Source organism: Jatrophihabitans lederbergiae, from assembly GCF_031845305.1.
Classification (GTDB): Bacteria; Actinomycetota; Actinomycetes; order Mycobacteriales; family Jatrophihabitantaceae; genus Jatrophihabitans_A; species Jatrophihabitans_A lederbergiae.
Genome location: NZ_JAVREH010000001.1, coordinates 91,411 through 116,780, shown reverse-complemented (window position 1 = coordinate 116,780; position 25,370 = coordinate 91,411). Strand labels below are relative to the sequence as shown.

General features: G+C 69.7%; 21 protein-coding genes. 6 read left to right on the top strand and 15 right to left on the bottom strand.

Annotated elements, in window-relative coordinates; translation table 11 throughout:
* Window positions 1–68 precede the first annotated feature (68 nt).
* Together ilvN and RM423_RS00505 are read right to left on the bottom strand one after the other, a co-directional pair.
* The gene (gene ilvN / locus RM423_RS00510) at window positions 69–596 is read right to left on the bottom strand and encodes an acetolactate synthase small subunit (protein WP_311421029.1); all 528 of its coding nucleotides are present in this window, start codon (window positions 594–596) and stop codon (window positions 69–71) included.
* A 33-nt stretch (window positions 597–629) separates the two neighbouring features.
* Complete coding sequence (locus RM423_RS00505) at window positions 630–2,423, bottom strand: acetolactate synthase large subunit (protein ID WP_311421027.1); 1,794 nt, start codon at window positions 2,421–2,423, stop codon at window positions 630–632.
* Between the two features lie 249 nt (window positions 2,424–2,672).
* Between RM423_RS00505 and RM423_RS00500 the strand changes: the two genes are divergently transcribed.
* Entirely contained in the window at window positions 2,673–3,935 is a 1,263-nt protein-coding gene (locus RM423_RS00500; protein ID WP_311421026.1) for an FAD-dependent oxidoreductase, read from the top strand.
* Between the two features lie 16 nt (window positions 3,936–3,951).
* Here RM423_RS00500 and ilvD read toward each other — a convergent pair whose 3' ends face one another.
* Window positions 3,952–5,649 carry a dihydroxy-acid dehydratase gene (ilvD, locus tag RM423_RS00495; protein ID WP_311421025.1) on the bottom strand — a complete coding sequence of 566 codons (1,698 nt, stop codon included), beginning with the start codon at window positions 5,647–5,649 and terminating at the stop codon, window positions 3,952–3,954.
* A 32-nt stretch (window positions 5,650–5,681) separates the two neighbouring features.
* Here ilvD and RM423_RS00490 point away from each other — a divergent pair, with 32 nt between their 5' ends.
* The gene (locus tag RM423_RS00490) at window positions 5,682–6,065 is read left to right on the top strand and encodes a PH domain-containing protein (RefSeq protein WP_311421024.1); all 384 of its coding nucleotides are present in this window, start codon (window positions 5,682–5,684) and stop codon (window positions 6,063–6,065) included.
* Between the two features lie 64 nt (window positions 6,066–6,129).
* Here the strand turns inward: RM423_RS00490 and RM423_RS00485 are convergent, their stop codons facing one another.
* On the bottom strand, window positions 6,130–7,062 hold the full coding sequence (locus RM423_RS00485) for a 2-hydroxyacid dehydrogenase (protein ID WP_311421023.1): 933 nt from the start codon (window positions 7,060–7,062) through the stop codon (window positions 6,130–6,132).
* Between the two features lie 106 nt (window positions 7,063–7,168).
* Between RM423_RS00485 and RM423_RS00480 the strand changes: the two genes are divergently transcribed.
* Window positions 7,169–8,407, top strand: coding sequence for a PQQ-dependent sugar dehydrogenase (locus RM423_RS00480; protein ID WP_311421022.1), 1,239 nt, complete (start codon window positions 7,169–7,171; stop codon window positions 8,405–8,407).
* Window positions 8,408–8,419: 12 nt separating this feature from the next.
* Here the strand turns inward: RM423_RS00480 and gatB are convergent, their stop codons facing one another.
* From gatB to gatC, 3 genes are read right to left on the bottom strand one after another with little or no spacing between them, the layout of a single operon-like run.
* Entirely contained in the window at window positions 8,420–9,931 is a 1,512-nt protein-coding gene (gatB, locus tag RM423_RS00475) for an Asp-tRNA(Asn)/Glu-tRNA(Gln) amidotransferase subunit GatB (RefSeq protein WP_311421021.1), read from the bottom strand.
* A complete protein-coding gene (gatA, locus tag RM423_RS00470) occupies window positions 9,928–11,478 on the bottom strand; it encodes an Asp-tRNA(Asn)/Glu-tRNA(Gln) amidotransferase subunit GatA (protein ID WP_311421020.1) in 1,551 nt (516 codons plus the stop codon). The genes gatB and gatA overlap by 4 nt, the downstream gene beginning before the upstream one ends.
* A complete protein-coding gene (gatC, locus tag RM423_RS00465) occupies window positions 11,478–11,789 on the bottom strand; it encodes an Asp-tRNA(Asn)/Glu-tRNA(Gln) amidotransferase subunit GatC (RefSeq protein WP_311421019.1) in 312 nt (103 codons plus the stop codon). Before gatC ends, gatA begins: the two co-directional genes overlap by 1 nt.
* Window positions 11,790–11,937: 148 nt before the next feature.
* Between gatC and RM423_RS00460 the strand changes: the two genes are divergently transcribed.
* On the top strand, window positions 11,938–12,600 hold the full coding sequence (locus RM423_RS00460; protein ID WP_311421018.1) for an ACT domain-containing protein: 663 nt from the start codon (window positions 11,938–11,940) through the stop codon (window positions 12,598–12,600).
* Between the two features lie 113 nt (window positions 12,601–12,713).
* On the opposite strand, the gene RM423_RS00455 is transcribed toward RM423_RS00460, so the two are convergent.
* The 8 genes from RM423_RS00455 to RM423_RS00420 all read right to left on the bottom strand — a co-directional run bounded on the left by RM423_RS00455 (window position 12,714) and on the right by RM423_RS00420 (window position 22,717).
* Window positions 12,714–13,607 carry an SIS domain-containing protein gene (locus RM423_RS00455; RefSeq protein ID WP_311421017.1) on the bottom strand — a complete coding sequence of 298 codons (894 nt, stop codon included), beginning with the start codon at window positions 13,605–13,607 and terminating at the stop codon, window positions 12,714–12,716.
* Window positions 13,604–15,664, bottom strand: coding sequence for an NAD-dependent DNA ligase LigA (ligA, locus tag RM423_RS00450; RefSeq protein WP_396327542.1), 2,061 nt, complete (start codon window positions 15,662–15,664; stop codon window positions 13,604–13,606). Before ligA ends, RM423_RS00455 begins: the two co-directional genes overlap by 4 nt.
* A gap of 291 nt (window positions 15,665–15,955) precedes the next feature.
* Window positions 15,956–16,966, bottom strand: coding sequence for a methionine synthase (locus tag RM423_RS00445; protein ID WP_311421015.1), 1,011 nt, complete (start codon window positions 16,964–16,966; stop codon window positions 15,956–15,958).
* 58 nt (window positions 16,967–17,024) lie between these two features.
* On the bottom strand, window positions 17,025–18,146 hold the full coding sequence (gene mnmA, locus RM423_RS00440) for a tRNA 2-thiouridine(34) synthase MnmA (protein WP_311421014.1): 1,122 nt from the start codon (window positions 18,144–18,146) through the stop codon (window positions 17,025–17,027).
* The gene (locus RM423_RS00435) at window positions 18,143–19,375 is read right to left on the bottom strand and encodes a cysteine desulfurase family protein (protein WP_311421013.1); all 1,233 of its coding nucleotides are present in this window, start codon (window positions 19,373–19,375) and stop codon (window positions 18,143–18,145) included. The genes mnmA and RM423_RS00435 overlap by 4 nt, the downstream gene beginning before the upstream one ends.
* Before the next feature lie 3 nt (window positions 19,376–19,378).
* Window positions 19,379–20,827 (bottom strand): MFS transporter, encoded by a 1,449-nt coding sequence (locus RM423_RS00430; RefSeq protein ID WP_311421012.1) that lies wholly within the window; start codon window positions 20,825–20,827, stop codon window positions 19,379–19,381.
* Window positions 20,828–20,941: 114 nt separating this feature from the next.
* Window positions 20,942–21,901 (bottom strand): electron transfer flavoprotein subunit alpha/FixB family protein, encoded by a 960-nt coding sequence (locus tag RM423_RS00425; protein WP_311421011.1) that lies wholly within the window; start codon window positions 21,899–21,901, stop codon window positions 20,942–20,944.
* 36 nt (window positions 21,902–21,937) lie between these two features.
* On the bottom strand, window positions 21,938–22,717 hold the full coding sequence (locus RM423_RS00420; RefSeq protein WP_311421010.1) for an electron transfer flavoprotein subunit beta/FixA family protein: 780 nt from the start codon (window positions 22,715–22,717) through the stop codon (window positions 21,938–21,940).
* 392 nt (window positions 22,718–23,109) lie between these two features.
* Here RM423_RS00420 and RM423_RS00415 point away from each other — a divergent pair, with 392 nt between their 5' ends.
* Both RM423_RS00415 and RM423_RS00410 read left to right on the top strand, forming a co-directional pair.
* A complete protein-coding gene (locus tag RM423_RS00415) occupies window positions 23,110–23,820 on the top strand; it encodes a class I SAM-dependent methyltransferase (protein ID WP_311421009.1) in 711 nt (236 codons plus the stop codon).
* Complete coding sequence (locus RM423_RS00410; protein WP_311421008.1) at window positions 23,817–25,343, top strand: 1,4-alpha-glucan branching protein domain-containing protein; 1,527 nt, start codon at window positions 23,817–23,819, stop codon at window positions 25,341–25,343. Before RM423_RS00415 ends, RM423_RS00410 begins: the two co-directional genes overlap by 4 nt.
* Window positions 25,344–25,370: the final 27 nt, after the last annotated feature.

Here is a 25,370-nt window from a genome sequence, read left to right as displayed (position 1 = left end):
GCGGCGTTCCCTCTCATTCGGGTGGGCCATCCCTGCGACGGCCTCGGGTTCGTACCTGACGTGCTGGGTTAGCCGGCGTTACGCTCGACGGCCCGCAACGCTGCCTGGGTCATCGAGCGGGGACCGCGGCCGAGCGCGACCATTCCGGACTGCACCATCTCTCGGATGCCATAGGACTCCAGCATTTTGAGCATCGCCTCAAGCTTGGCGGGCGGCCCGACGACCTCGACAGTCAGCGTCTCGAGGCTGACGTCGACCACCTTCGCGTGGAACAGTTCCACGATGTCGACCACGCCGCTGCGGTTGGTGTCATCGGCTCTGACCTTCACCAGCAGCAACTCGCGCTGCACTGCCTGACCCGGCTCGAGCTCGACGATCTTGAGCACGTTGATCAGCTTGTTGAGCTGTTTGGTCATCTGCTCCAGCGCATTGCCCTCGACGGACACCAGGATCGTGATCCGGGAGATTTCGGGATGCTCGGTGGGGCCCACCGCCAGTGACTCGATGTTGAAGCCGCGTCGGCTGAACAGACCCGACACCCGGGCCAGTACGCCCGGCTTGTTCTCGACCAGCACGGACAGGGTGTGGATAGACATTATCGGCTTCCGATCTTCACGCAAGCGCTCATCTCAAACCCCCGCGTCGAAGTTGGGACGGATACCGCGGGCGGCGATGATCTCATCGTTCGAGGTGCCGGCGGCAACCATCGGCCAGACCATCGCGTCCTTGCCGACGGTGAAGTCGACCACGACCGGCTGGTCATCGATCGACATCGCCTTCTCGATCGTGGCATCGACCTCGGACTTCGTCTCGCACCGCAGCCCAACACAACCCAGAGCGTCGGCCAACTTCACGAAGTCCGGAATGCGGCGGGTGGCACCCGACGTGCCGGGCTCACCGATCGAGTGGGTGCCGAGGTTGGTGTTGGAGTAACGCTCCTCGTAGAACAGCGTCTGCCACTGCCGCACCATGCCGAGATTGCCATTGTTGATCACGGCAACCTTGATCGGGATGCCCTCGATCGCGCAGGTCGCCAGCTCCTGGTTCGTCATCTGGAAGCAGCCGTCCCCGTCGATCGCCCAGACGAGCTTGTCGGGTGCGCCGACCTTGGCTCCCATCGCGGCTGGCACCGAGTAGCCCATCGTGCCGGCACCGCCGGAGTTCAACCAGGTGTAGGGGTTCTCATAGGAGATGAAGTGCGAGGCCCACATCTGATGCTGACCGACGCCCGAGGCGAAGATGGTGTCCGGACCGGCCATGGCTCCGAGCCGCTGGATGACGTACTGCGGCGCCAGGCTGCCGTCGGCCGGATCCTCATACCCCAACGGGTAAGTCGTGCGCCACCGGTCGGCCTCGCGCCACCACCCGGTCAGGTCGTAGCGGTTGCCGGCGGCGTACTCGGCTTGGACCGCGGGAATCAACTCCGAGATCACCTCGCGCGCATCACCGACGATGGGCACCTCGGCGATCCGGTTCTTGCCGATCTCAGCGGGATCGATGTCGGCGTGGATCACCGTGGCATGCGGTGCGAACGAGTCCAGGCGGCCGGTCACCCGGTCATCGAACCGGGTTCCCAGCGCGATCAGCAGATCGCTCTTCTGCAGCGCCGTCACCGCGGCGACCGTGCCATGCATGCCGGGCATGCCCAGGTGCTGACGGTGCGAATCGGGAAAGGCACCGCGCGCCATCAAAGTCGTGACGACCGGAATGCCGGTCAGCTCGGCGAGCTTTCGCAGCTCCGCGGTGGCCCGGGCCTTGAGCACGCCGCCGCCGACGTAGAGCACCGGACGTCGCGCGCTGGCAATCAGCTTGGCCGCCTCGCGGATCTGCTTGCCGTGCGGCTTGAGCACCGGACGGTAACCCGGCAGGTCGATCGTCGGTGGCCAACTGAAGGTGGTGCCTGCCTGCAGCACGTCCTTGGGGATGTCGACCAGCACCGGTCCCGGACGGCCCGTTGCCGCAAGGTGAAACGCCTCCGCGATGGTCTGCGGAATCTGCTCGGGGTGCTGAACCAGGAAGTTGTGCTTGGTGATCGGCAGGGTGATGCCGGAGATGTCGGCTTCCTGGAAGGCATCGGTGCCGATCGCCGGAAACGGAACCTGACCGGTGATGGCCACGATCGGCACCGAGTCGAGAAAGGCGTCCGCGATCGGCGTGACCAGGTTCGTGGCACCCGGTCCGGATGTCGCCATGCAGACGCCCACCCTGCCGGTGGCCTGCGCATAACCCTCTGCCGCGTGTCCTGCGCCCTGCTCGTGGCGGACCAGGATGTGGCGAACTCTCGTGGAGTCATACAGGGGGTCGTACGCCGGCAGGATCGCGCCGCCCGGAATACCGAACACCACGTCCGCGCCCACCTCTTCGAGCGATCGAACCAGCGACTTCGCTCCGCTCACCTGCTCTTCGGCGAATGTCCCTGTCATGTACCCGTGTCTCCTTCTAGCGGTCTTGCTCGGACGTCCAAGTAGCTCTGCCGCAACAAAAAACCCCTCGTGCTGAGGCACGAAGGGTTTGCGCGTCGTCTGCGGCGGTCTGCCGCTGAGGACGCGCTAGTCGATAAGTACGAGGCGCTGCATGCGAGAAACTCTACACCCCGCTTCGCGAGCCGTTCAACTCTTCGGGAACGGGATCTCATTGAGCGGGACGATGCCATCCACGCATACAGTGCTGCCATGGCGAGTGGGCTTTTCTCCGAGGTCGATGTCGCCATCGTCGGCGCGGGACTTTCGGGGCTGGCGGCGGCGGTGGCACTGGTACGCGCGGGCCTCACCATCACGGTGCTGGAGGCCTCGGACCGCCCGGGCGGCCGGGTCCGAACCGACGTGGTCGACGGCTTCCGGCTGGACCGTGGCTTTCAGCAGCTCAATCCCGCGTACCCGCAGGTGCGCCGGCTGGCCGAGCGGGGCGTGTTGGACCTGCCCCGGCTGGCGCTGCGCAGCTTCGAGCCGGGCGTCCGGGTGGCGCTGGCGGACAGCCGGGTGGTACTCGCCGACCCGCTGCGCCGTCCCGCGGAGCTGCTCGCCACCCTGCGCGCACCGGTGGGATCGATCGCGGTCAAGACCCGATTGGCCGCCTGGGCTGCCCGGCGCGCGGTCGAGCCGGTGAGCCGGTTGACGGCCGGCCCGGACGAGCCGTACGGAGCCGCCCTGAACCGCGCGGGCATCACCGGCCCGCTGCGCACCGGCGTGCTGGATTCCTTCCTGGCCGGCGTGCTCGGTGAGAACACCGGTGAGACCTCGGCGCACTACGTCTCGCTGCTGATGCGCACCTTCGTACGGGGCACGCCCGCGGTTCCGGACGCCGGGATGGGAGCGTTTCCGGAGCAGCTGGCGGCCGCGCTGCCCGCCGGAGCGCTGGTTACCGGTGTCCGCGTGGAGCGGGTGGCGGCAGGTGCGGTGCACACCTCGCACGGGACGGTGACTGCCCGCGCGGTCCTGGTCGCCGCCGATCCGGCCGGCGCCGCGACACTGACCGGGCTGGCCTCCCCGCTGACCCGGACGCTGAGCACCTTCTGGTTCGTCGGCCCGCAGCCGCCCTGTGCCCGGCCGATCCTGCACGTGGACGGCCTGCGCCGCGGCCCGGTCGTGAACGCCGTGGTGATGTCCGCGGTCGCGCCGGGGTACTCCCCCGACTCTCGCGCGCTGATCCAGTGCAGCGTGGTGGGACCGGCCGTCGACCCGCAGCTGGTCACCGAGCACGCCCGGCTGATCTTCGGCGGGTCCACCGCCGAGTGGGAGCTGCTGCGGACCGACCAGATCGACGCGGCCCTTCCGGCGGCCGTTCCGCCGCTGGTGCTGCGCCAGCCGGTGCGGCTCAGCGACATCCTGTTCGTGGCCGGCGACCACCGCGACACCCCGTCACAGCAGGGCGCGCTCGCCTCCGGGGCGCGTGCGGCGCGGGCGATCCTCCGGCAGCTGGGCTCACCGCTCAGTTAGCCGGCCAACTGAGCGGCTAGCAGACGGCGCCTTGAGCGGCGGAGCCGACGAGCTGGGCGTACTTGCGCAGCACCCCGGTGTTCAGGTGCGGCGCCAGCGGCTGCCAGGCATCGCGGCGGCGCTGCAGCTCGTCGGAGTCCACGTCCAGTTCGATCGTCCGATTGGCGATGTCGACCACGATCCGGTCGCCGTCGGCAACCAGGGCTATCGGGCCGCCCACCGCGGCCTCGGGAGCGACATGGCCGATGCAGAGGCCGGTGGTGCCGCCGGAGAAGCGGCCGTCGGTGAGCAGCAGCACGTCCTTGCCGAGGCCAGCCCCCTTGATCGCGCCGGTGATGGCGAGCATCTCGCGCATGCCCGGGCCACCCTTCGGCCCCTCCCATCGGATGACCACCACGTCACCAGCCTTCAACGTGCCGTCCTCGACCGCCTGCATCGCGGCCTGCTCGCGGTCGAAGACCCGCGCCGTTCCCTCGAACACCTCGGCGTCGAAGCCGGCGGTCTTCACCACCGCGCCCTCGGGAGCCAGGGAGCCGTGCAGGATGGTGATGCCGCCGGTGCGGTGGATCGGCCGGTTCATCGGCCGGATGACCTCGCCGTCCGGCAGCGGCGGTGAAATCAACTCCAGATTCTCGGCGAGCGTCTTTCCGGTGACCGTCAGGGCGTCGCCGTGCAGCAGACCGGCGTCCAGCAAAGCGCGCATGACCACCGGGATGCCGCCGATGCGGTCGACGTCGGTCATCACGAACCGGCCGAACGGCTTCATGTCGGCCAGGTGCGGAACCTTGTCGCCGATCCGGTTGAAGTCCGCCAACTCCAGCTCTACCTCGGCCTCGTGGGCGATCGCCAGTAGGTGCAGGACCGCATTCGTGGAGCCGCCGAGCGCCATCACCACCGTGATCGCATTCTCGAACGCCTGCCTCGTCAGGATCTGGCGCGACGTGATGCCGGCGTCGATCAGGTGCACCACAGCCTCTCCGGAGCGCTCGGCGTAGGCGTCGCGGCGCGAATCCGGGGCGGGCGGGGCGGCCGAACCGGTGAGCGACATCCCCAGCGCCTCAGCGGCCGAGGCCATCGTGTTCGCCGTGTACATCCCGCCGCAGGCACCCTCTCCCGGACAGATCGCACGCTCGATCTCGTCGAGCTCGTCGCGGGTGATCTTGCCCGCCAGGCAGGCACCGACCCCCTCGAAGGCGTCGATGATGGTGACGTCGTTGCCGTGCAGCTTGCCGGGCAGGGTCGAACCCGCATACAGGAACACCGCCGCGACATCGAGCCGTGCGGCGGCCATCAACATGCCGGGCAGTGACTTGTCACAGCCGGCGAGCAGCACGCCGCCGTCGAGGCGCTCCGCGCGGAACACCGTCTCGACCGAGTCGGCGATCACCTCGCGGGAGACCAGCGAGTAGTGCATGCCCTCGTGGCCCATCGAGATGCCGTCAGAGACCGAGATGGTGCCGAATTCCAGTGGAAACCCGTCCGCACCCCGCACGCCGACCTTCGCGCGCTTGGCGAGCCGGTTCAGCGACAGGTTGCAGGGGGTGATCTCGTTCCAGGACGAGGCCACCCCGATCTGTGGCTTGCGCCAGTCGTCATCACCCATGCCGACGGCGCGCAGCATGCCGCGCGAGGCGGCGCGTTGGATGCCGTCGGTGACCGCTCCGGAGTGCGGCTTGCGGTGTTGCGGCTTACTACCGGGCTGCTCAGTCGTCACGACGAAGAGCGTACGACCTACGCTGACACACCATGACGGCGATGCAGCGCACCGTGATCAAGCATCCGGCTTCGGGATACCTAATTGTGGCTTTCGTGGCGCTATGCGCTACGGCCCTGGTGCGTTCGCCCATTCAGCTGCTGGTGTATCTGATTCCGCTGGCAGGCGCGGCGTTCCTGGCCCGCACCGCGACGGTGGTCGACGAGCGCGGCATCACGGCGCAGGGCCTGTTCGGCTCGCAGCTCGTGACCTGGGACGAGATCGCGGGGCTGCGGCTGGACCCCTCGGGGTCGGTGTACGCAGTGGACCGCAGCGACGGCCAGGTGCGGCTGCCGTGCATCCGCAGCACCCGGCTCGACGCGCTGGTAGCTGCCGGCCGGGGGCGGATTCCGGATCCCGCCAAGAACCCCGGCTGATCCACCGGCTACCCGTCGCTCAGCACTCGCCCGCTCTGTACGCGCTTACTCTGTACGCGCTTGCTCAGTACTCACCCACGACGACGTTCTCCAGCGGCTCACCCTTGCCGAACCTGCGCAGTTGAGCCACCAGCAGCTCTGCGAAGCGGCCGGGCAGCCCGGGCACCGCCCCGCCGACGTGCGGGGTGATGAGCAGGTTCGGCGCGGCCCACAGCGGGTGGTCCGCGGGCAGCGGCTCGGGTTCGACCACGTCCAGGGCAGCACGCAGCCGGCCCGATTGCAGTTCCGCCAGCAGCGCGTCGGTGTCCACCACCGGACCGCGGGCGGCGTTCACCACCAGCGCACCGTCCCTGAGTCGCGCCAGGAACGCCGCGTCGACCATGCCGATCGTCTCGGACGTCTTCGGAACGATGAGCACCACCACATCCGCCTCGGGCAGCAGTTGCGGCAGCTCGGTCATGCTGTGCACATCGTCGCGAGCCGTCCGGGCCACGAACACCGGCGTCGCGTCACACGCGGACAGCCGGCGACCGAGCTGGCGCCCGACATCACCGGCGCCGATGATCAGTACCCGCTTGCCCGCGAGCTCGTCCGTCGCCGTCTGGTCCCAGTGCCGGGCCTGGCGGGCACGCTCGAATCGCGGAAACTCCCGCAGCACCGACAGGATCGCCGTCAGCGCCCACTCCGAGGTCGAGGAGCCGTGCACGCCCCGGGCATCGCAGAGCGAGACTCCCTCGGGCACGATCGGCAGCACGACGTCGACACCGGCCGACTGCGTCTGGATGACCTTGAGGTTGGGCATCTGCGCCACCGCCGCCCGCGCCGCGTCCTGGTCCGTGCCGAGAAAGGGCGGTACCCAGAACTCGATCTCGGCCACGTCCGCCGGCGGTGTCGCGGCGTCCTGCCACACCAACGCGCTCTCGGCGAGCTCCAGGTCCGGAGCCACCGCGCGTACGCGGTCGAGGATGGCGGCCGAGGGAACGCACAGTCTTCTCATGTCTTCCCATCCTAGTCGGAGCCGAACGGTGCTCCGGCTCGCGCGCGCCCCACCCCGGTTCGTCGGGTCGGTAGGAAAGTTTCGCCGGAACGGGCAGACTGACCGGGTGTCATCCCCACTCCTGACCCGACGGGCGATGGCGGCCGCTGCCGCGATCGCGCTGGCCGTCCTGACCGGATGCAGCTCAGGGTCCAAGGACGACAGCGGCGGGTGGGTCGCTCAACCCAACTACCAGGGCAACAACGATCCGCAGCCGCAGTTGCCCAACCCGGGTATCCCCGCGCCGTCCATGCCAGGCGGCAGCCAGCCGGCCCCGGCACCGAACGGGTCCGCAGCCAGCCCCGGCCGGTCCACGCCCGCGACCGATCCCAGCGTGGTGGCCAGCAAGCTCGACCAACCCACCGGTCTGGTCGTGCTGCCCGACGGAACCGCACTCGTCGGCGAGCGGAGGACCGGCAAGATCTTCCGAGTTCAGCCGGTGGCCGGCAGGCCGGCCGTACTCGTGCAGACCGTGGCGGGAGTCGACGGCACCGGCGATGGCGGCCTGCTGGATCTGGCACTGTCGCGGACCTTCGACCAGGACGGGCTGGTCTACGCCTACGTCACCACCGCGACGGACAACCGGGTACTGCACTTCGCGCTCGGCTCGGTTCCGTCCACGGTCATTGGCGGGATTCCCAAGGGCAGGACAGGCAATTCCGGCCGCATCGCCTTCGACGCGACCGGTGCCCTGCTGACCGGAACCGGTGACGCCGGACGTCCGGCGCTGGCCGCGTCAGCCACCAGCCTGGCAGGCAAGATCCTGCGGACCAACGACATCGGGCAGCCGCTTGCCGACAACCCGTCGCCGACCTCGCGGGTGTACGCCCGCGGCCTGCGCTCCGTCGACGGCCTGTGCGTGGATCCGAAGTCCGGCGTGCGCATCGCCATCTCGGCGACGGCGGGCAGCGGAGCCTCGCGCACGCCGGACGAGGTGAACATCGTCAAGGCGGGGGTGGACTACGGGTGGCCTCGCCCGAGCAACCTGTCGGTCGGTGCCGCCAAGACGCTGCCCTCGACGACGCCGGGCGGCGGTGGCTGCGCGACCGGCAACGGACAGCTGACCATCGCCACGTCCGCCGGCAAGTCCCTGGCGGTGGCAAGCATCAGCGCCAAGGGCGTGATCGGAGCCTTCGCCCCCGCCGCCAAGGGAACCTACGGTCGCCTTCGCACCGCGGTCGCCGGGCCGGATGGCGCCCTGTGGCTGACCACCCGCAACCGGGACGGGCACGGCAAGCCGACGGCCGAGGACGACCGGGTCATCCGGATCACGTCCTCGTCGGACTCCGGCAGCCCCATCGTCTGAGCCGAACAGGCGCTAGTTCTCGCTGACGCCGAGGCGTTCCAGCAGGATTGCCTTGACGGTGGCGGCGTCGGCCTGGCCGCGGGTCGCCTTCATGACCGAGCCGACCAGCACGCCCACGGCGGGGATCTTGCCGCCGCGCACCTTGTCCGCTACCGCGGGGTTGGCGGCGATGGCCGCGTCGGCAGCCTCGGTGAGCGCCCCGGTGTCAGACACCACGGCCAGCCCACGGGAGGCGATGACCCGGTCAACATCCTCACCGGTCTCGAGCACGGCGTCCACGACCTGCCTGCCGAGTGCGGTGGACAACGCGCCCTCGGCGACCAGGCTGATCACCGCGGCCACCTGCGCGGGCGTGATGGCCAGCGCCGAGGCCTCGATCTCTTGCGCGTTGGCCAGCTGCGCCAGATAGCCGAGCCACCAGTTGCGCGCCTCCGCGGCCGGGGCGCCGGCGGCTACCGTGTCGGCGAAGACGTCCACCAGGCCGGCGTTGACGAGGGCCCGCAGCTCGTCCGGGGTGAGGGCAAGCTCGGACTGCAGCCGAGCCCGGCGCGCGGCCGGTAGCTCCGGCAGCGACTCCCGGATCTCAGCCACCCAGTCCGGCGCGGGTGCGACCGGCACCAGGTCGGGCTCGGGGAAGTAGCGGTAGTCGGTCGCCTCTTCTTTGCTGCGCCCGGACCGGGTCGTCCCGGTGGTCTCCTGGAAGTGCCGGGTCTCCTGCTTGATCTTGCGGCCAGCATCCAGGATCGAGGCCTGCCGGATCATCTCCGACCGCATCGCCCGCTCGACGCTGCGGAGTGAGTTCACGTTCTTGGTCTCGGTGCGGGTGCCCCACTCGGAGCTGCCGATCGGGGACAACGAGGTGTTCACGTCGCAGCGCAGGCTGCCCTGCTCCATCTTGACGTCGGAGACCCCGAGGGTGCGCAGGATGTCGCGCAGCTCGGCGACGTAGGCGCGGGCCACCTCGGGTGCCATCGTGCCGGTGCCCTCGACCGGCTTGGTGACGATCTCGACGAGGGGGATGCCGGCTCGGTTGAAATCCACCAGCGAGTAGTCGGCGCCGTGAATGCGGCCGGTCGCGCCACCCAGGTGGGTGTTCTTGCCGGTGTCCTCCTCCAGGTGCACCCGCTCGATGCCGACCCGGACCGTCTGCCCGTTGACGTCGACGTCGAGATAGCCCTCGCCGCAGATCGGCTCGTCGTACTGCGAGATCTGGTAGTTCTTCGGCATGTCGGGATAGAAGTAGTTCTTGCGGGAGAACCGGCACCAGGACGCGATCGAGCAGTTCAACGCCAGGCCGATCTTGATGGCGTACTCGATGGCCGAGGCGTTGACCACCGGCAGCGCGCCCGGCATGCCCAGGCACACGGGGCAGGTGTGGGTGTTGGGCTCGGCACCGAAGACGGTGGAGCAGCCGCAGAACATCTTGGACGCGGTGCCCAGCTCGACGTGGGTTTCGAGCCCGAACACCGGCTGGTACCGGGTCAGCACATCGTCGTAGCTGGTCGCGTCATAGCTGAGAGTCATCGTGTGGCTCCGTCCGGGCCCGCTCCGACGTTGCGAGCCAGCGTGGGGATGCGGGCCAGAATCGGCCCGTTGGCGGCGTTGTAGGCAGCTTCGAAGGCGGCGCCCACCCGATAGCAGCGGTCATCGGACATCGCCGGGGCCATCACCTGCAGGCCCACCGGCAGCGCGGAGCCGGTCTCGTCGGACAGCCCGCAGGGAACCGAGATCGCGGGGGTGCCCGCCAGCGAGGCCGGCAGCGTGCAGAGGTCGTTGACGTACATCGCCATCGGGTCATCGACCCGCTCGCCCAGGCCGAATGCCACGAACGGCGACGTGGGTGAGACCAGGACGTCGACCTGCTTGAATGCCGCGGCGAAGTCCCCGGCGATCAGGGTGCGAACCTTCTGCGCCTGCCCGTAGTAGGCGTCGTAGTAGCCCGACGACAGCGCGTAGGTGCCGATCATGATCCGGCGCTTCACTTCGAGCCCGAAGCCCTGCTCGCGGGTCAGTGACATCACGTCCTCGAGCGAGTGGCTGCCGTTGTCGCCGACCCGAAGGCCGTAGCGGACGGCGTCGAAGCGCGCCAGGTTGGACGAGCATTCACTCGGCGCAATCAGGTAATACGCAGCCAGTGCGTAGCCGAAGTGCGGGCACGAGATCTCGACCACCTCGGCCCCGAGGGACTCCAGCGTTCGCACGGCCTCATGGAAGGAGTCGAGCACGCCCTGTTGGTAGCCACCGTCGGCACCGTCGAGTTCACGCACGACCCCGATGCGCAGGCCGGCAAGGTTGCCGCGCGCTCCCGAACGCGCCGCGGCGACGACGTCCGGGCCCGGCTGCGGGATGGAGGTGGAGTCCATCGGGTCGTGCCCGGCCATCACCTGGTGCAGCAGCGCGGTGTCCAGCACGGTACGGCCGAACGGGCCCGCCTGGTCCAGCGAGGACGAGAAGGCGATCAGCCCGTAACGGCTCACCGCACCGTAGGTGGGCTTGTGGCCCACGATGCCGGTGACGGCCGCGGGCTGGCGGATCGACCCGCCGGTATCGGTACCGATCGACAGCGGCGCCTCGAAACCGGCCACCGCGGCCGCTGAACCGCCGGACGAACCGCCGGGCACCCGGGACAGATCCCAAGGATTGTGAGTCGGGTGGTACGCCGAGTTCTCGGTCGAGGACCCCATGGCGAATTCGTCCATGTTGGTCTTGCCGAGCATGACCAGCCCCGCGTCGAGGATCCTGCGGGTCACCGTGGCGTCATACGGCGGGATCCAGCCCTGCAGGATCTTCGAGCCCGAGGTGGTCGGCAGCCCCTTGGTGACGACGACGTCCTTCATCGCCAGCGGCACGCCGGCCAGCGGGCCGAGCTCCTCGCCCGTGCCGCGACGGTCGTCCACGGACTTCGCCGCGGACAGCGCGCCGTCGACGTCGACGTGCAGGAAGGCCCGCAACTGCGAGTCCACGTCGGCGATGCGGTCCAGGTGCGCCTGGGCGACATCCACCGCGCTCGTCTCACCGGCCGCTATGGCGGCGGCGGTATCGGCGGCGCTCAGTTCAACCAGGTCGGCCATTATTCTTCTTCTCCCAGGATCTGCGGCACCCGGAAACGGTCGTCCTCAACCGAGGGCGCTCCGGCGAGGACATCCTCGCGGGGCAGCGACGGCCGCACCTCGTCCGGACGCAGCACATTCTGCAACGGCACGGCGTGCGACGTTGGCTTGATGTCGGCCGCGGCTACCTCGCCGATCCGCGCGATGGCGGTGAGGATGACGTCGAGCTGGCCCGCGAACAGGTCGAGCTCGTCATCGGTCACGGCCAGCCTGGCCAACCGGGCAAGGTGCGCGACTTCGTCGCGGGTGAGGGTGGTGCGATCATCGGACACGGGTCCTGAGTCTAGGGCTCGCCGCCGACAAACGACCGGCCCGGGCGGCTCCCGGTTGCCAGCGGCGCCGAAACAGGATCGGGAACTGGTGCCGGTCCAACCCGCTCGTCGTAACAGCAGAGATATATCCATTTGGCAGACTGTGGCCGTGTCCCACCTCATCCGCGTCGTCCTGCCCGACCGTCCGGGTGCCTTGGGAGCTGTCGCGTCGGCGCTGGGACACGCCGGCGCGGACATCCTGAGCGTCGACATCGTCGAGCGCTCGGCCGGACAGGCCATCGACGACCTGGTGGTCGAGCTGCCGGCGGGCAAGCTGGCCGACTCACTGGTCTCAGCGGCCAGCAGCGTGGAGGGCGTTCGGGTCGAGTCCATCCGGCCGTACGCCGGTGTGATCGACCCGTTCCGCGAGCTGCAGCTGCTCGAGAAGCTGGCCGTCGCCCCGGAGGAAGCGCCGCGGGTGCTGGCCGATGGCTTCTGCCGCCTGTTCCGGGCCGGCTGGGCGCTGGTGCTGCAAGCGCCTGAGCTGGACGGCGACCGCGCCACCGTCGTCGCCCGTAGTGCGGCCGCGCCCGAGATCGAGACGCTGGTCGCCCCCTGGTGGCCGCCGACGCCGCCCCGACCGCTGAGCGCGGACGAGGGCTGGGCGCCGGTGGACTGGGGCCAGCTCGGCACCGAGCTGGCGGTGGCACCGCTGGGGCCGAACGCGATCCTGGTGGGCCGGCCCGGGCTGCGCTGGCTCGCGAGCGAGATCATCCGGATGTCACACCTGGCCTCGATCGCCGCGACCGTGCTGGAGCCGGCCGCGTCCTGAGCATGCTCGCGCTGAGAGTGCTGCCCCGCTGAGAGTGCTGCTCCGCTACGACTGCTGCCCGCTGAGAGTGCCGGCCCCGCTAAGAGTGCCGCCCTGCTATGAGTGCTGCCCCGCTATGAGTGCTGGTCGAGGATGACCGACCGGGTGAGGTGACGCGGGCGGTCGGCGTCCAGTCCGAGGCACTCGGCCCGGGCCACCGCGACCCGCTGGGCCACCACCAGCTCGGCCATCGGGTCGAGGTCGCCGGAAATCCAGTCGGCGCCGGTGGCCGCCACGTCGGCCGCCAGACCGGCAGGCATCTCACCGAAGCCCCAGACCACCCGGCCCGGCGCGGCGATCGCGATCGGGCCGTGCCGGTAGTCCATCGCAGGATAGGACTCGGCCCACGACTGGGCCGCCTCGCGGTTCTTCAGGGCCGCCTCGTGGGCCAGTCCGACGGTCCAGCCCCGGCCGAGGAAGGTCAGCTGCTCCGCCGTCACCGCCGCCTCGGGCAACGGCCGCCGCAGCGCACGCTCACCGGCCGCGGCGATCCGGTTCAGGTCGTGGCCGAGTTGCGCGCGCAGGAAGGCCAGTGTCGAGGTGGCGTACCGGGTCTGCACCACCGACTGCTCGTCGGCGAAGTCCAGTACGACGGCGGTTCCGGCGAGTCGCTCGATCGGCGTTCCGGCGACCCCGACGATGGCCACGGTGAGGATGTGCGGCGCGGTGGTGGACAACCAGCTCAGCAGCTCGGCAACCTCGGTGGTCGTGCCGGACCGGCTGATCACGACTACCGCGTCGTACTCGCGGCCGCGGGGGAACTCGGACGCGACGAAGGCGTCGGTGATGCCGTGACCGGCCTCTTCACGCAGCGCGGCGTAGGCCATCGCGATGAACCAGGACGTCCCACAGCCGGTGACGGCGATTCGCTTGCCCGACGCGGGCAGGGCGCTGACGCTGTCCATGGTGGCCACCCGGCGCCAGCACTCGGGCTGGCTCAGGATCTCGGCGGTAACGAACTCGTTCACTCCGGCTCTCCGGCGCGGGCGACCGCAGTTGCGGCCTCGGGACCTTCTTCGAGCAGCAGGGTGAATCCTGCCTCGTCGAGAATCGGAACCTTCAACTCAACCGCCTTCGCATACTTGGTGCCGGGGGTGTCCCCCACGACGAGGAACGAGGTTTTCTTCGATACGGAGCTGGCCGCCTTGCCACCACGGCTGGTAATCGCCTCGGCCGCTTCGTCCCTGCTGTAAGCCTGCAAAGCTCCGGTGACGACCACCGCGATGCCCGCCAGCGGTTTCGGCCCGCTGTCGACCACCACTTCTTCGTTGAACACGCCTGCTGCCAGCCATTTGGCCACGATGTCGCGATGCCAATCCACCTCGAACCACGCGCGGACGGCCTCGGCGATGGTCGGGCCGACCCCCTCGGTCGCGGCCAGCGCTTCGCTGCTGGCCGTGCGGATCTGCTCGATCGAGCCGAATTGGCGGGCAAGCGCCTGGGCGGCGGTCGGGCCAACATGGCGGATGGACAGGGCCACCAACGCCCGCCACAACGGCCGGGTCTTGGCCGCCTCGATGTTGTCCAGCAGCTTGCGGGCGTTCGCCGCCAGGCCTCCCGTCTTGCGAGTGAAGAAGGCGCTCTGCTCCAGCTGCTCGGCCGACAGGGTGAACAGGTCGCCCTCGTCGGAAACCAAGTCCGCATCGAGCAGCGCGGTGGCCGCCTCGTAGCCGAGCATCTCGATATCGAACGCACCGCGGCCGGCGACGTGGAACAGCCGCTCCCGCAGCTGTGCGGGACAGGAGCGCTGATTGGGGCAGCGGATGTCGGCGTCACCCTCTTTCTGCGGCCGCAACTCGGTGCCGCAGGCGGGGCAGTGCGTCGGCATCACCCATGGCTGCGCGTCGGTGGGACGCAGCTCGCGAACCGGTCCCAGAATCTCGGGAATCACGTCGCCGGCCTTGCGCAGTACCACGGTGTCGCCTGCCCGGACGTCCTTGCGGGCGACCTCGCTGGCGTTGTGCAGGGTCGCCATTTCGACCGTGGACCCGGCAACCAGCACCGGCTCCATCACGCCGTACGGCGTCACCCGGCCGGTGCGGCCGACGTTGACCTCGATGGCGAGCAGCCTGGTCTGCACTTCTTCGGGCGGGTACTTGTACGCGATGGCCCAGCGCGGCGCCCGGCTGGTCGAGCCGAGCTGCCGCTGGTGTGCCAGCGAGTCGACCTTGACCACCACGCCGTCGATCTCGTGCTCGACGTCGTGACGGTGCTCGCCCCAGTGCGCGATGAACGCCGACGCCTCATCCATGGAGTTCACCACCGTGGCGCGCGCGGAGGTCGGCAGGCCCCAGGCCCGCAGCACCTCGTACCACTGGGACTGGCTCTCGACCGGCGGCCCACCCTGGACGCGCCCCACCCCGTGCACCACCATGCGCAGCTTGCGGGCGCCGGTGATCCGCGGGTCCTTCTGGCGCAGCGAGCCGGAGGCGGTGTTGCGGGGGTTGGCGTAGGGGGCCTTGCCCGCCGCGACCAGCTGGGCGTTCAGCGCCGCGAACTCTTCGAGCGGGAAGAAGATCTCGCCACGGACCTCGATCACCTCGGGCAGATCGTCACCGCTCAGCCGGTTCGGGATCGAGCTGATGGTGCGGACGTTGGCGGTCACATCCTCACCGGTGTGGCCGTCACCGCGGGTCGCTGCCCGGGCCAGCGTGCCGGACTCGTACACCAGGTTGATGGCCAGGCCGTCGATCTTCAGCTCGCAGAGGTACGGGGTCTCGCCGACCTCGCGCCGCACCCGCAGCGCCCAGGCAGCCAGCTCGTCGGCGGAGAAGGCGTTGTCCAGCGAGAGCATCCGCTCGAGGTGCTGGACGGGGCTGAACTGCACCGACAGGCTTTCAGCGGCGTGTTGGGCGGCCACGTCGAGCGAGGCCAGGTCCGCGAACCGGCCCTCCAGAGTGGTCAGCTCGGCGCGCAGTCCGGCATAGTCGGCATCGGACAGGCTCGGGACGTCCAGGACGTAGTACCGGTACTCGGCGTCAGTCAGCCGGGCGACAAGCTCGGCATGGCGCTGACGGGCGGCCAGAGACTCGTCCCCGCCTGGCCGGTCGCCAGCTGGCTCGTCCCCGCCTGGCCGGTCGCCGGCTGGCCGGTCGCCGGCGCTCCGCTGCTCGCGGTCGGGTGCTGTCGTCACGAGGCCTAAGCTACCGCGACCGGCCGACAGTTCTGCTCAGCCGAGTTCACTCCTTCAGGCCGCCCTCGGCCGTGCTCAGGATGTAGCGCTGGAACAGCAGAAAGAGAACCGCTCTTCCAGGATGCCTGACGGCGGACAGCGGACGGTGGACGCCGGTGGCGCAGAAAACACGGAAAGACGTGATCAGGCGGGCTCTTCGAGCAGTGACCTGCCCACCTCTGACAGCACCTTCATCGCCTTGCGGGCATAACCGAGCGACGCCCCGGCCAGGCCGCAGGACGGCGTGGGGACCACAGCGCTGGCCAGCAGTTCCGGACTGAACCCGAGCTTGCTCCACACCGGCTGGATCTTCGCCCGTGCCGAGTGGACCGAGATCGGAGCATCGACGCCGGGCACCACACCGCGCCACAGGCCCACACCCGACTCGACCAGCTCACCGACCGCGTCGAGGTCGGCGTGGGTGATCAGGTCGGCGTCCACCGCTATCGCGGACGCGCCGGAGCTGGCGAGCAGGTCGAACGGGACGTCCTCGGCGCAGCAGTGCACCACCCGGTGGCCCTCGGCGGCTACCGCCAGCAGCTGCGCCAGCGCCGGTCCGGCGATCGAGCGCTCCAACGACCGGACAGTTCCGTACCCCGAGGGTGTGGGAACCCGGCCGCTGAGCACCTGCGGCAGGCTCGGCTCGTCCACCTGCAGCACCAGAGCGGTACCGGGCAGCCGCGAGGCAAGGTCGGCCAGGTGTTCCCGGACGCCCTCGGCCAGTGACGCGGCGAGGTCCCGGAAGGCGCCATGGTCGGTGAGTACCTTGTGCAGATTGGGCAATTCGATGCTGGCGCCCAGGGTCATCGGCCCGCAGACCGACACCTTGAGGAGTGGTAAACCCTGCCCCAACTCGGTGATGGCGTCGAGATCACGGGCCAGCTGGTCGTGGGCACGCGAAAGGTCGCGGCCGGGATGGCTGGCCACCGTCCAGCCGTGCGGCTGCCACTCCAGCGGCAGGTCGACCAGCAGCGAACCGGTCCGCCCCACCAGATCCGCGCCGAGCCCACGCTCGGGCAGCTCCGGCAGATACGGCAGGTCAGGAACCTCGCCGAGCACCAGCCGAACAGCCTCGCCGGGGTCGGTGCCGGGCAGTGATCCGATGCCGGTCGCCGCGCCGGGCGGCCACGGATGGGCCTGCACACTCTGGGCCATTAAAAAGCCGCCATCAAACGAACCACCATCAAGGAGTCGCCATCAAGGAGTGTCGCCATCAGGCGGACACCGTTGCGCGATGCGCCGCGGTGATGGTGGCCGAACCGATCACGCGGTCACCGTCGTACATCACCAGCGCCTGGCCGGCGGCGATGCCACGCTGCGGCTCGGTCAGCGTCGCGGTCAGCTCGCCATCCGGGGTCCCGCTGATCGTGGCCGCCGACACCAGCCCGTGCGCGCGTAACTGCACCAGACAGCCGAACCGCAGGCAGTTCGACCGCAGGTCAGTTCCGGTGCCATCGGCGGCGGCAGCCGGCACGCCCGACGTCCACACCGGACGGACGCAGCGCACCGTGTCGATCTCGAGGTCCGCGGCGCTGCCGACCACCACGGTATTGGTCTTGGGCTGGATCGAGAGCACGTACCGCGGCTCCCCGGTGGGGCCGGCTTTCGTCAGATTCAGCCCCTTGCGCTGGCCGACGGTGAAGCCGAATGCGCCGTCGTGCCCGCCGAGCACCGAACCGTCGGCATCGACGATCTCGCCGGGCTGCTGGCCGAGCCGCCGGGACAGGAAGCCCTGGGTATCGCCGTCGGCGATGAAGCAGATGTCGTGGGAGTCCGGCTTGTTCGCCACCGACAGCGAGCGGGCCGCGGCCTCGGCGCGTACCTGGTCCTTCGTGCTGTTTCCGAGCGGGAAGATCGCGTGCGCGAGCTGGTCGGGCCGCAGCACGGCGAGGACGTAGGACTGGTCCTTGGCCTCATCGACCGAGCGCCGCAGCTCGCCGTTCACCAGCCGGGCATGGTGCCCGGTGGCCACCGCATCGAAGCCCAGGGCCAGCGCGCGGTCCAGCAGCGCCTCGAACTTGATCTTCTCGTTGCAGCGCAGGCACGGGTTCGGGGTGCGGCCGGCCTCGTACTCGGCGACGAAGTCATCGATCACGTCGGCCTGGAAGCGCTCGGCGAAGTCCCAGATGTAGAACGGGATGCCGAGGACGTCCGCGGCTCGGCGGGCGTCGTGGGAGTCCTCGACCGAGCAGCAACCACGCGAGCCGGTGCGCAGCGTCGCGGGCTGACGCGACAGCGCCAGATGGACGCCGGTGACGTCCCAGCCGGCGTCGACCGCCCGAGCGGCGGCAACCGCCGAGTCCACTCCCCCGCTCATCGCGGCCAGTACCCTCATCGATTTCGTCCGGTGGTGTCCATCCCGGCCAGAGCCGGGGAAGAGTACGCGAATGCTGACCCGCCGGAGGCCATGCCGGCCCGCCGGGCGCGCTCGACCGCGGGTCCGATCGCCTCGATCACGGCATGCACGTCCTCGGCCGTGGAGGTGTGGCCGAGCGAGAGCCGCAGCGAGCCGCGTGCCCGCTGGTCGTCGGCGCCCATCGCCAGCAGCACGTGGGATGCCTGCGCGACGCCGGCCGAGCAGGCGGAGCCGGTGGAGCACTCGATGCCCCGGGCGTCCAGCAGCATCAGCAGCGAATCACCCTCGCAGCCGGGAAAGGACAGATGGGCGTTGCCAGGGAGCCGGGACACCGGATCGCCGTTGAGCACGGCATCCGGAACCGCCTCGAGCACGCCCGCGACGAGGGAGTCGCGCAAACCGGCCAGCCGGGCGGCCGAGGCGTCCCGGCGGGCGACCGCGATCTCGGCGGCGGTGGCGAAGCCGACCACCCCGGGAGTGTCGATGGTGCCCGAGCGGACATCGCGCTCCTGGCCGCCGCCGTGCAGCACCGGGGCGCACGCGACGCCGCGGCCGAGCAGCAGCGCGCCGGTGCCGTACGGGCCACCGAGCTTGTGCGCGGTGACCGTCATCGCATCGACGCCGGACTCGGCGAAGTAGACCGGCAGCGCCCCGGCGGCCTGCACGGCGTCGGTGTGGAACGGAATGCCGTACGCGTGCGCGATTGCGACCAGTTCGGCGATCGGCTGCACCGTCCCGACCTCGTTGTTCGCCCACATCACGCTGACCAGGGCCACCGCGTTCGGGTCCTCGGCGATCGCGGCGGACAGCGCCGCGGGAAGTACCGTGCCCCGCTCGTCCACCGGCAGCAGCACCAGCTCGGCGCCCTCGTGGTCGACCAGCCACTGCGCCGAATCCAGCACCGCGTGGTGCTCGATGGCGCTGATCAGCACCCGTCGGTGGGCGCGGGCCTCGTTGCGGCGGGCCAGGAAGATGCCCTTCACCGCCAGGTTGTCGGACTCCGTGCCGCCACTGGTGAAGATCACCTCGGACGGACGGGCGCCCAGGGCCGCGGCCAGCCGCTCACGGGACTCCTCGACGATGCGGCGGGCCCGCCGGCCGGAGGTGTGCAACGACGACGGGTTGCCGACCTGGGCCATCGCCGCTGACATCGCGGTGATGGCCTCCTCCAGCATCGGAGTGGTCGCGGCGTGATCGAGATAGGGCATCGGCTACGAGCTTACGACGCTCGGCGCGCCGAGCGGACCGACGCCGTCGGGGACCGATTTCGGCCGCAGCCGCGGTGCCCGCAGGATGGTCAGCACCGCGACGATCGCCATGGTGAGGTAGACCGTGGCGAAGCCGGCGCCGTAACTGATCCGGCCATGCGCGGCGGACGCCACGAGGGCGCCGGAGAACCCGGTGAACAGGGCGCTCATCGCGGAGTCCGAAAGCTGGAACGCCGCCGAGTCCGAGCCGCGGTCGGCGTCGGTGGTGTGTTCGAGCAGCACCACGCTCGCGCTCGTCAGGGCGAAGCCCGCGCCGAACCCCGCCACCGGCCAGCAGAGGAACGCGGTCCAGCCGGGAACGGCCCGGACTGCCACCACGGCCATGCCGAAACCGCCGGCCGCGATCAGGGTGAGCCCGAGCGCCACCAGCACCGCCCGGTTGGGATCGCGCAGCCGCCCCTGGATCTGGGATGCGGTCGCCCACGAGATGGCGGTCAGCATCAGCGGCATGCCGGCCAGGGTCGGTGAGTAGTGGTGCTGGACGGTCAGGGTGAGCGGAACGATGATCTCCATGCCGGAGAACACCCCGGACAGCACTCCGCGAAAGGCGATGGCCGCAGGTACCCCGACGACGAAGCCGGCCGTTCCAGCCGGGAGCAGCCGTCGCAGCCCGAACACCATTGCGGCCAGACCGAGGATCCCCAGGAGCACGCTGAGCACGCTCTGGCTCTCACCGAGGTCCGCGACCCCGGCAATGCCGAGCGCGGTGAGCACGGCAAACCCGATCCGGCGGCGGTCGCGCATCGCGCCGGAGGCGGTGTGCGTGCGCAGCTGGCGCAGGGCCGGCAGCAGCATCAGCCCGGCGATCGCCACGAACGGCGCCAGTCCGCCAAAGACCCACCGCCACGACAGGTGCTCGGTGATCCAGCCGGCGACGACCGGGCCGACCAGGCCCGGCACGATCCAGGACGTCGCCAGCGCGGCGAACATCTTGGGCCGGATCGCGTCGTCATAGACCTCGCCCATCACCACGTACATGGCGGTTATCAGCAGGCCGACCGCCAGTCCCTGTACCACCCGGGCGGCGATCAGCACCCGCATCGACTCCGCCACACCGCCGACGAGCAGCCCGCTGATGAACAGCACCAGGCCGATCAGCAGCGGGGACCGCGCGCCGCGCGAGTCGGCGTGCATTCCCGAGGCGACCATGCCGACGACGCTGGCCACCAGAAACCCGGTGAACGCCCAGCCGTAGGACGCCAATCCGTGCAGGCTGCGGGCCGCGGTCGGCAGCGCTGTGGCGACGGCCAGCGCCTCGAAGGCGATGATCGTCATCAGGGTCAGGATGGCGAGAGTGGTGATCCGGTAGCGCGGAGCGAAGACCGAGGCGGTGGACCGGCTCCGGCGGCCAGGCTTGCGGCTGCGGCTGCGGCGGGAGTTGTCGACGGTCACTTCGCTCAGTCTAGGCGGCCTCAGAAACGGTTTCGCACGCCGCGGAACACGACGGCGGCTCCCGTGCCGTACGCCGCAAAGCAGTCCGCCGAAGCAGGTGGGATGGGGCGTCGATCAGCCCTTGCGCTTGCTGATCTCTTCCGCCAACTGAGGCGCGACCTTGAACAGGTCACCGACGACACCGAAGTCGACAAGCTCGAACATCGGCGCCTCCGCGTCCTTGTTGACGGCGACGATGGTCTTGGACGTCTGCATGCCCGCGCGGTGCTGGATCGCGCCGGAGATGCCCAGGGCCACGTACAGCTGCGGCGAGACCGTGACACCGGTCTGCCCGACCTGCATCTGATGCGGCACCCAGCCCGCGTCGGTGGCCGCGCGCGAGGCGCCGATCGCGGCCCCGAGGGAGTCGGCGACGCTCTCGACGACCGAGAAGTTGTCGGCCGAGCCCACCCCGCGACCTCCCGAGACGATCACCGAGGCGTCTTGCAGGGACGGGCGGGAGCCTTTGGCCTCGGCCACCCGGTCGACGACCTTGGCGGCCTTCGCACCGTCGCTCAGGCTCACCGGGACAGATACCTCTTCGGCCGCACCGGGGGCGGGCTCGGCGGCGACCGAGTTCGCGCGCAGGCTGACCACCGGAATGCCATGGGTCACCTTGGAGGACACCGAGACGGCACCACCGAAGATGGACTGGGTGGCGGAGCCGTCCGCGCTGACGTCCACCGCGTCGGCGATGAAGCCGGAGTCGATCTTGAACGCGGTGCGCGCGGCGACCTCTTTGTTCTCCGGCGTCGAGGCGACCAGGATCGCGGCGGGACTGGCCTGACCGGCCACGGCCGCCAGGATCTCGGCCTTCGGGGCGACCAGGTAACCATCGACCTCATCGCTCTCGGCGACGTAGACCTTGGCGGCGCCGTACTCGGCGAGCTTGTCCTTCAGCGCGGCGGCGGTGCCCGGCGCGCCGATGACGACGGCGGCGGGTTCACCGAGCGCGCGGGCGGCGGTGAGCAGTTCCAGGGAGGACTTCTTGACGTTTCCGTTCACTGAATCGATCAGCACAAGCACTTCAGCCATGATTGTTATTCGTCCTGTTCTGTCTCGTCAGCCGACTCAGATGAGCTTCTTGGTCGCGAGGAACTCAGCGATCGCGGCGCCACCGTTGCCCTCGTCCTTGACGACCACACCGGCCGCGCGCGGCGGTGCGACCTCGAAGGATGCAACCGCCGTGGTCGCGGCAGCCAGGCCGACCTCGCCCTCGGTCAGTCCGAGGTCAGCGATCGACAACTGGGTCACCGGCTTCGACTTCGCGGCCATGATGCCCTTGAAGGACGGGTAGCGCGGGTCGTTGATCTTCTCGACCACGCTCAGGACGGCCGGGGTGGATGCCTGCACGACGTCATAACCGGTATCGGTCACCCGCTCGATGGTCACCGAGGAGCCGTCCACGGTCACCTTGCGGGCACCGGACAGCTGCGGCAGGCCGGTCGCCTCGGCGAGCAGGGCGGGCAGCACCGAGAGCCGGGAGTCGGTCGCCTCGGAGCCACCGATGACCAGGTCGTACTCGATGGTGCCGAGCGCCTTGGCGAGCACCTTCGCGGTCGTGATGACACAGCAACCGTGCAGTGCCGGGTCGACCACGTGCACACCCTTGTCGGCACCCATGGACAGCGCCTTGCGGATCGATTCCATGGCCCGGTCCGGCCCCATCGTCAGGATGGTGACCTCGCCGCCATGCTCCTCTTTCAGCCGCAGGCCCTCTTCGATCGCATACTCGTCGATCTCGTTGATGACGGCGTCGGAGGCGTCGCGGTCAAGGGTGTTGTCATCGGGATTGAGCTTGCGCTCGGCATAGGTGTCGGGCACCTGCTTCATCAGGACAACGATGTTCATCCGTCACTCGTCCTTACTGTTCGGTCACTGTCGGTTCGGTCAGCGCTGTCGGTTCCTCGTCAGCGCGTCCGCACACGGTGCGGTTACACCGCCTGCGGTCCTGCGATAGCGCTGACGGTACCTGTGAGCAGTAACCGTTCGGGCTGCGACCGTAGGGTGTTCCCGATCACCCGGTACCAACCCCGGGCACGCCCGGCAGCACCGTCTGTCTGCATTGTCTTACAAGATGCTCTTACACGGTCGGCGAGGGAGTCGGCATGGCAGGCACCACCGGACGCCTCAGCCTCGACCCGGAAGGATCAGCCTGTGACCCGGAAGGGGGGTGAAAGTTCCAACGCGGTCGGGGGCACGCACCGGCGCTGCCGCTGACCGGCGAGCGCACCCTGCCGGGTGTGCTGAGCGAGAACTACTGGTTCCGGCGTCACGAGGCCGCCTACGAGTTCGTCTTCGGGCTGCTGCCGGACGAACCGAGCACCGGCGTCCTGGCCGAGGTGGGGGCCGGCGAGGGGTACGGCGCCGACCTGCTGGCCGAGCGTGCCAGGACCGTACTCGCGCTGGACTACGACGAGCTCGCCATCGCTCACCTGGCGCGAACCTATCCCCGGCTGCGACCGGTGCGGGCGAACCTGGCCGCGCTGCCGATCGCTGACGGCACCGTCGACGCCGTCGTCTCGCTGCAGGTGATCGAGCATGTCTGGGACCATCCGGAGTTCGTCGCCGAGTGCTGGCGAGTGCTGTGTCCGGGCGGCCTGCTGCTGCTCTCGACGCCGAACCGGCTGACCTTCTCCCCAGGCCTCGACACGCCCGTCAATCCTTTTCACACGCACGAGTTCACCGCGGCCGAGCTGTCAAGCCTGATCGCGCGCGCCGGGTTCGAGGCGATATCCGTGCTCGGTCTGCATGCCGGCAGCCGGCTGCGATCCCTGGACGCCGAGCACGCGGCGTCCGGTGGCTTCGCGGCAGCTCAGCTGGCGTGTCCGCCGGATCAGTGGCCGGCGGACGTACGGACCTCGGTGGCCTCGGTGAGTACCGCCGATTTCGAGGTGGCCGAGGAAGCTGTGGACGAGAGCCTTGATCTGATCCTGCTGGCGCGGCGGCCGTGAAGCCCGTCGGCACGTTCTGCCTCGTCCTGCATACCCATCTGCCCTGGGTCGCGCACAACGGGACCTGGCCGGTCGGTGAGGAATGGTTGCATCAGGCGTTCACCGGATCATGGCGCCGGGTGCTGAGAGTGTTCGAATCCCTTGCCGAACAAGGCTATTCGGACGTGGCAACGCTCGGAGTGACGCCCATCGTGGCGGCGATGATGGATGATCCCTACTGTCTGGACGAGATCCATTCCTGGGCAGGGCGGTGGCAACTGCGTGCCGAGGAGCTGAGCGCCCGCCCGGAGTTCGGCGAACTGGCCGGGTACGAGCGGCGGCAGGCGGTGGCGTGCCTCGATGATGTCGAGCGGCGCTGGCTCACGGGTGGGCTGTCCGGTGTGCTCCGGCCGCTGCTGGACGCCGGCGTTCTGGAGGTCCTGTCCGGGCCGGCCACCCATCCGTTTCAGCCCCTGCTCACCGACCGGTTCGCCGATGCCCAGCTGGCGACCGGCCTCGCCGACACCAGGCTGCGGCTCGGCACCACCTCGCCCACGGGCATCTGGGCGCCGGAGTGCGGTTATGCCTCCGGCCTGGAGGATCGCTACGCCGCGCATGGGGTGTCGCACTTTCTGGTGGACGGCCCGGCCGTGGACGGTGACACCGGGTTCGGCCGTCCGGTCGGCGAGTCGGACGTCGTGGCGTTCGCCCGGGACCTGCCCGTCTCGTACCGGATCTGGTCCGCACGGGCCGGGTACCCGGGCGGTGAGAGCTACCGCGACTTCCACACCTTCGACCACGCCTCGGGGTTTCGGCCGTCGCGGGTCACCGGGATGTCGGTGTCCAGCGAGGCCAAGCAGCCGTGGGACCCGGCCTCGGCCAGTGCGGCGGTGCTGCGTGACGCCGAGGATTTCGTGGGCGCGGTGCTGAGCCGGTTGACGGAGCTGAGCCGGCGGCACGGTCGCGACGCGCTTGTCGTGGCGGCCTTCGACACCGAGCTGTTCGGACACTGGTGGTACGAGGGACCGGAGTTTCTCGAGACGGTGCTGCGGCTGCTGCCCCGGGCGGGGGTCCGGCTGAGCACCCTGCGCGGCGCGATGGACGCGGGCCTGGTCGCTGACCCGATCCGACTGCCGTCCTCGTCCTGGGGCGCGGGCAAGGATTGGCGGGTGTGGGACAACGACGAGATCCGCGACCTCAACGACGAGATCGCTCAGGTGCAGCAGCGGCTTTATGCCGTACTGGACGGGCGATTCGCACGTCGGGCCGCCGCGGCAGTGCCGAGGCCGTCAGCTGGTCGCGACGCGGTGGCCGACCAGCTTGCGCGCGAGGCGCTGCTGGTGAGCGCCAGCGACTGGGCCTTCATGGTGACCCGTGACTCTGCGGCGGACTACGGGCGGCAACGCGCGCGGGGTCACGCCGAGCGGTTCCACGCCCTGGCCGACGCGATGGAATCGGGGGATGCCCGTGCGGCGGCGGCGCTCGCCGAGCGGCTGCGTCGGATCGACGGCCCGTTCGGCCACGTCGACGCGCGGCTGTTCTGACGAGCGGCTGTTCTGAGAGCGTTTGAG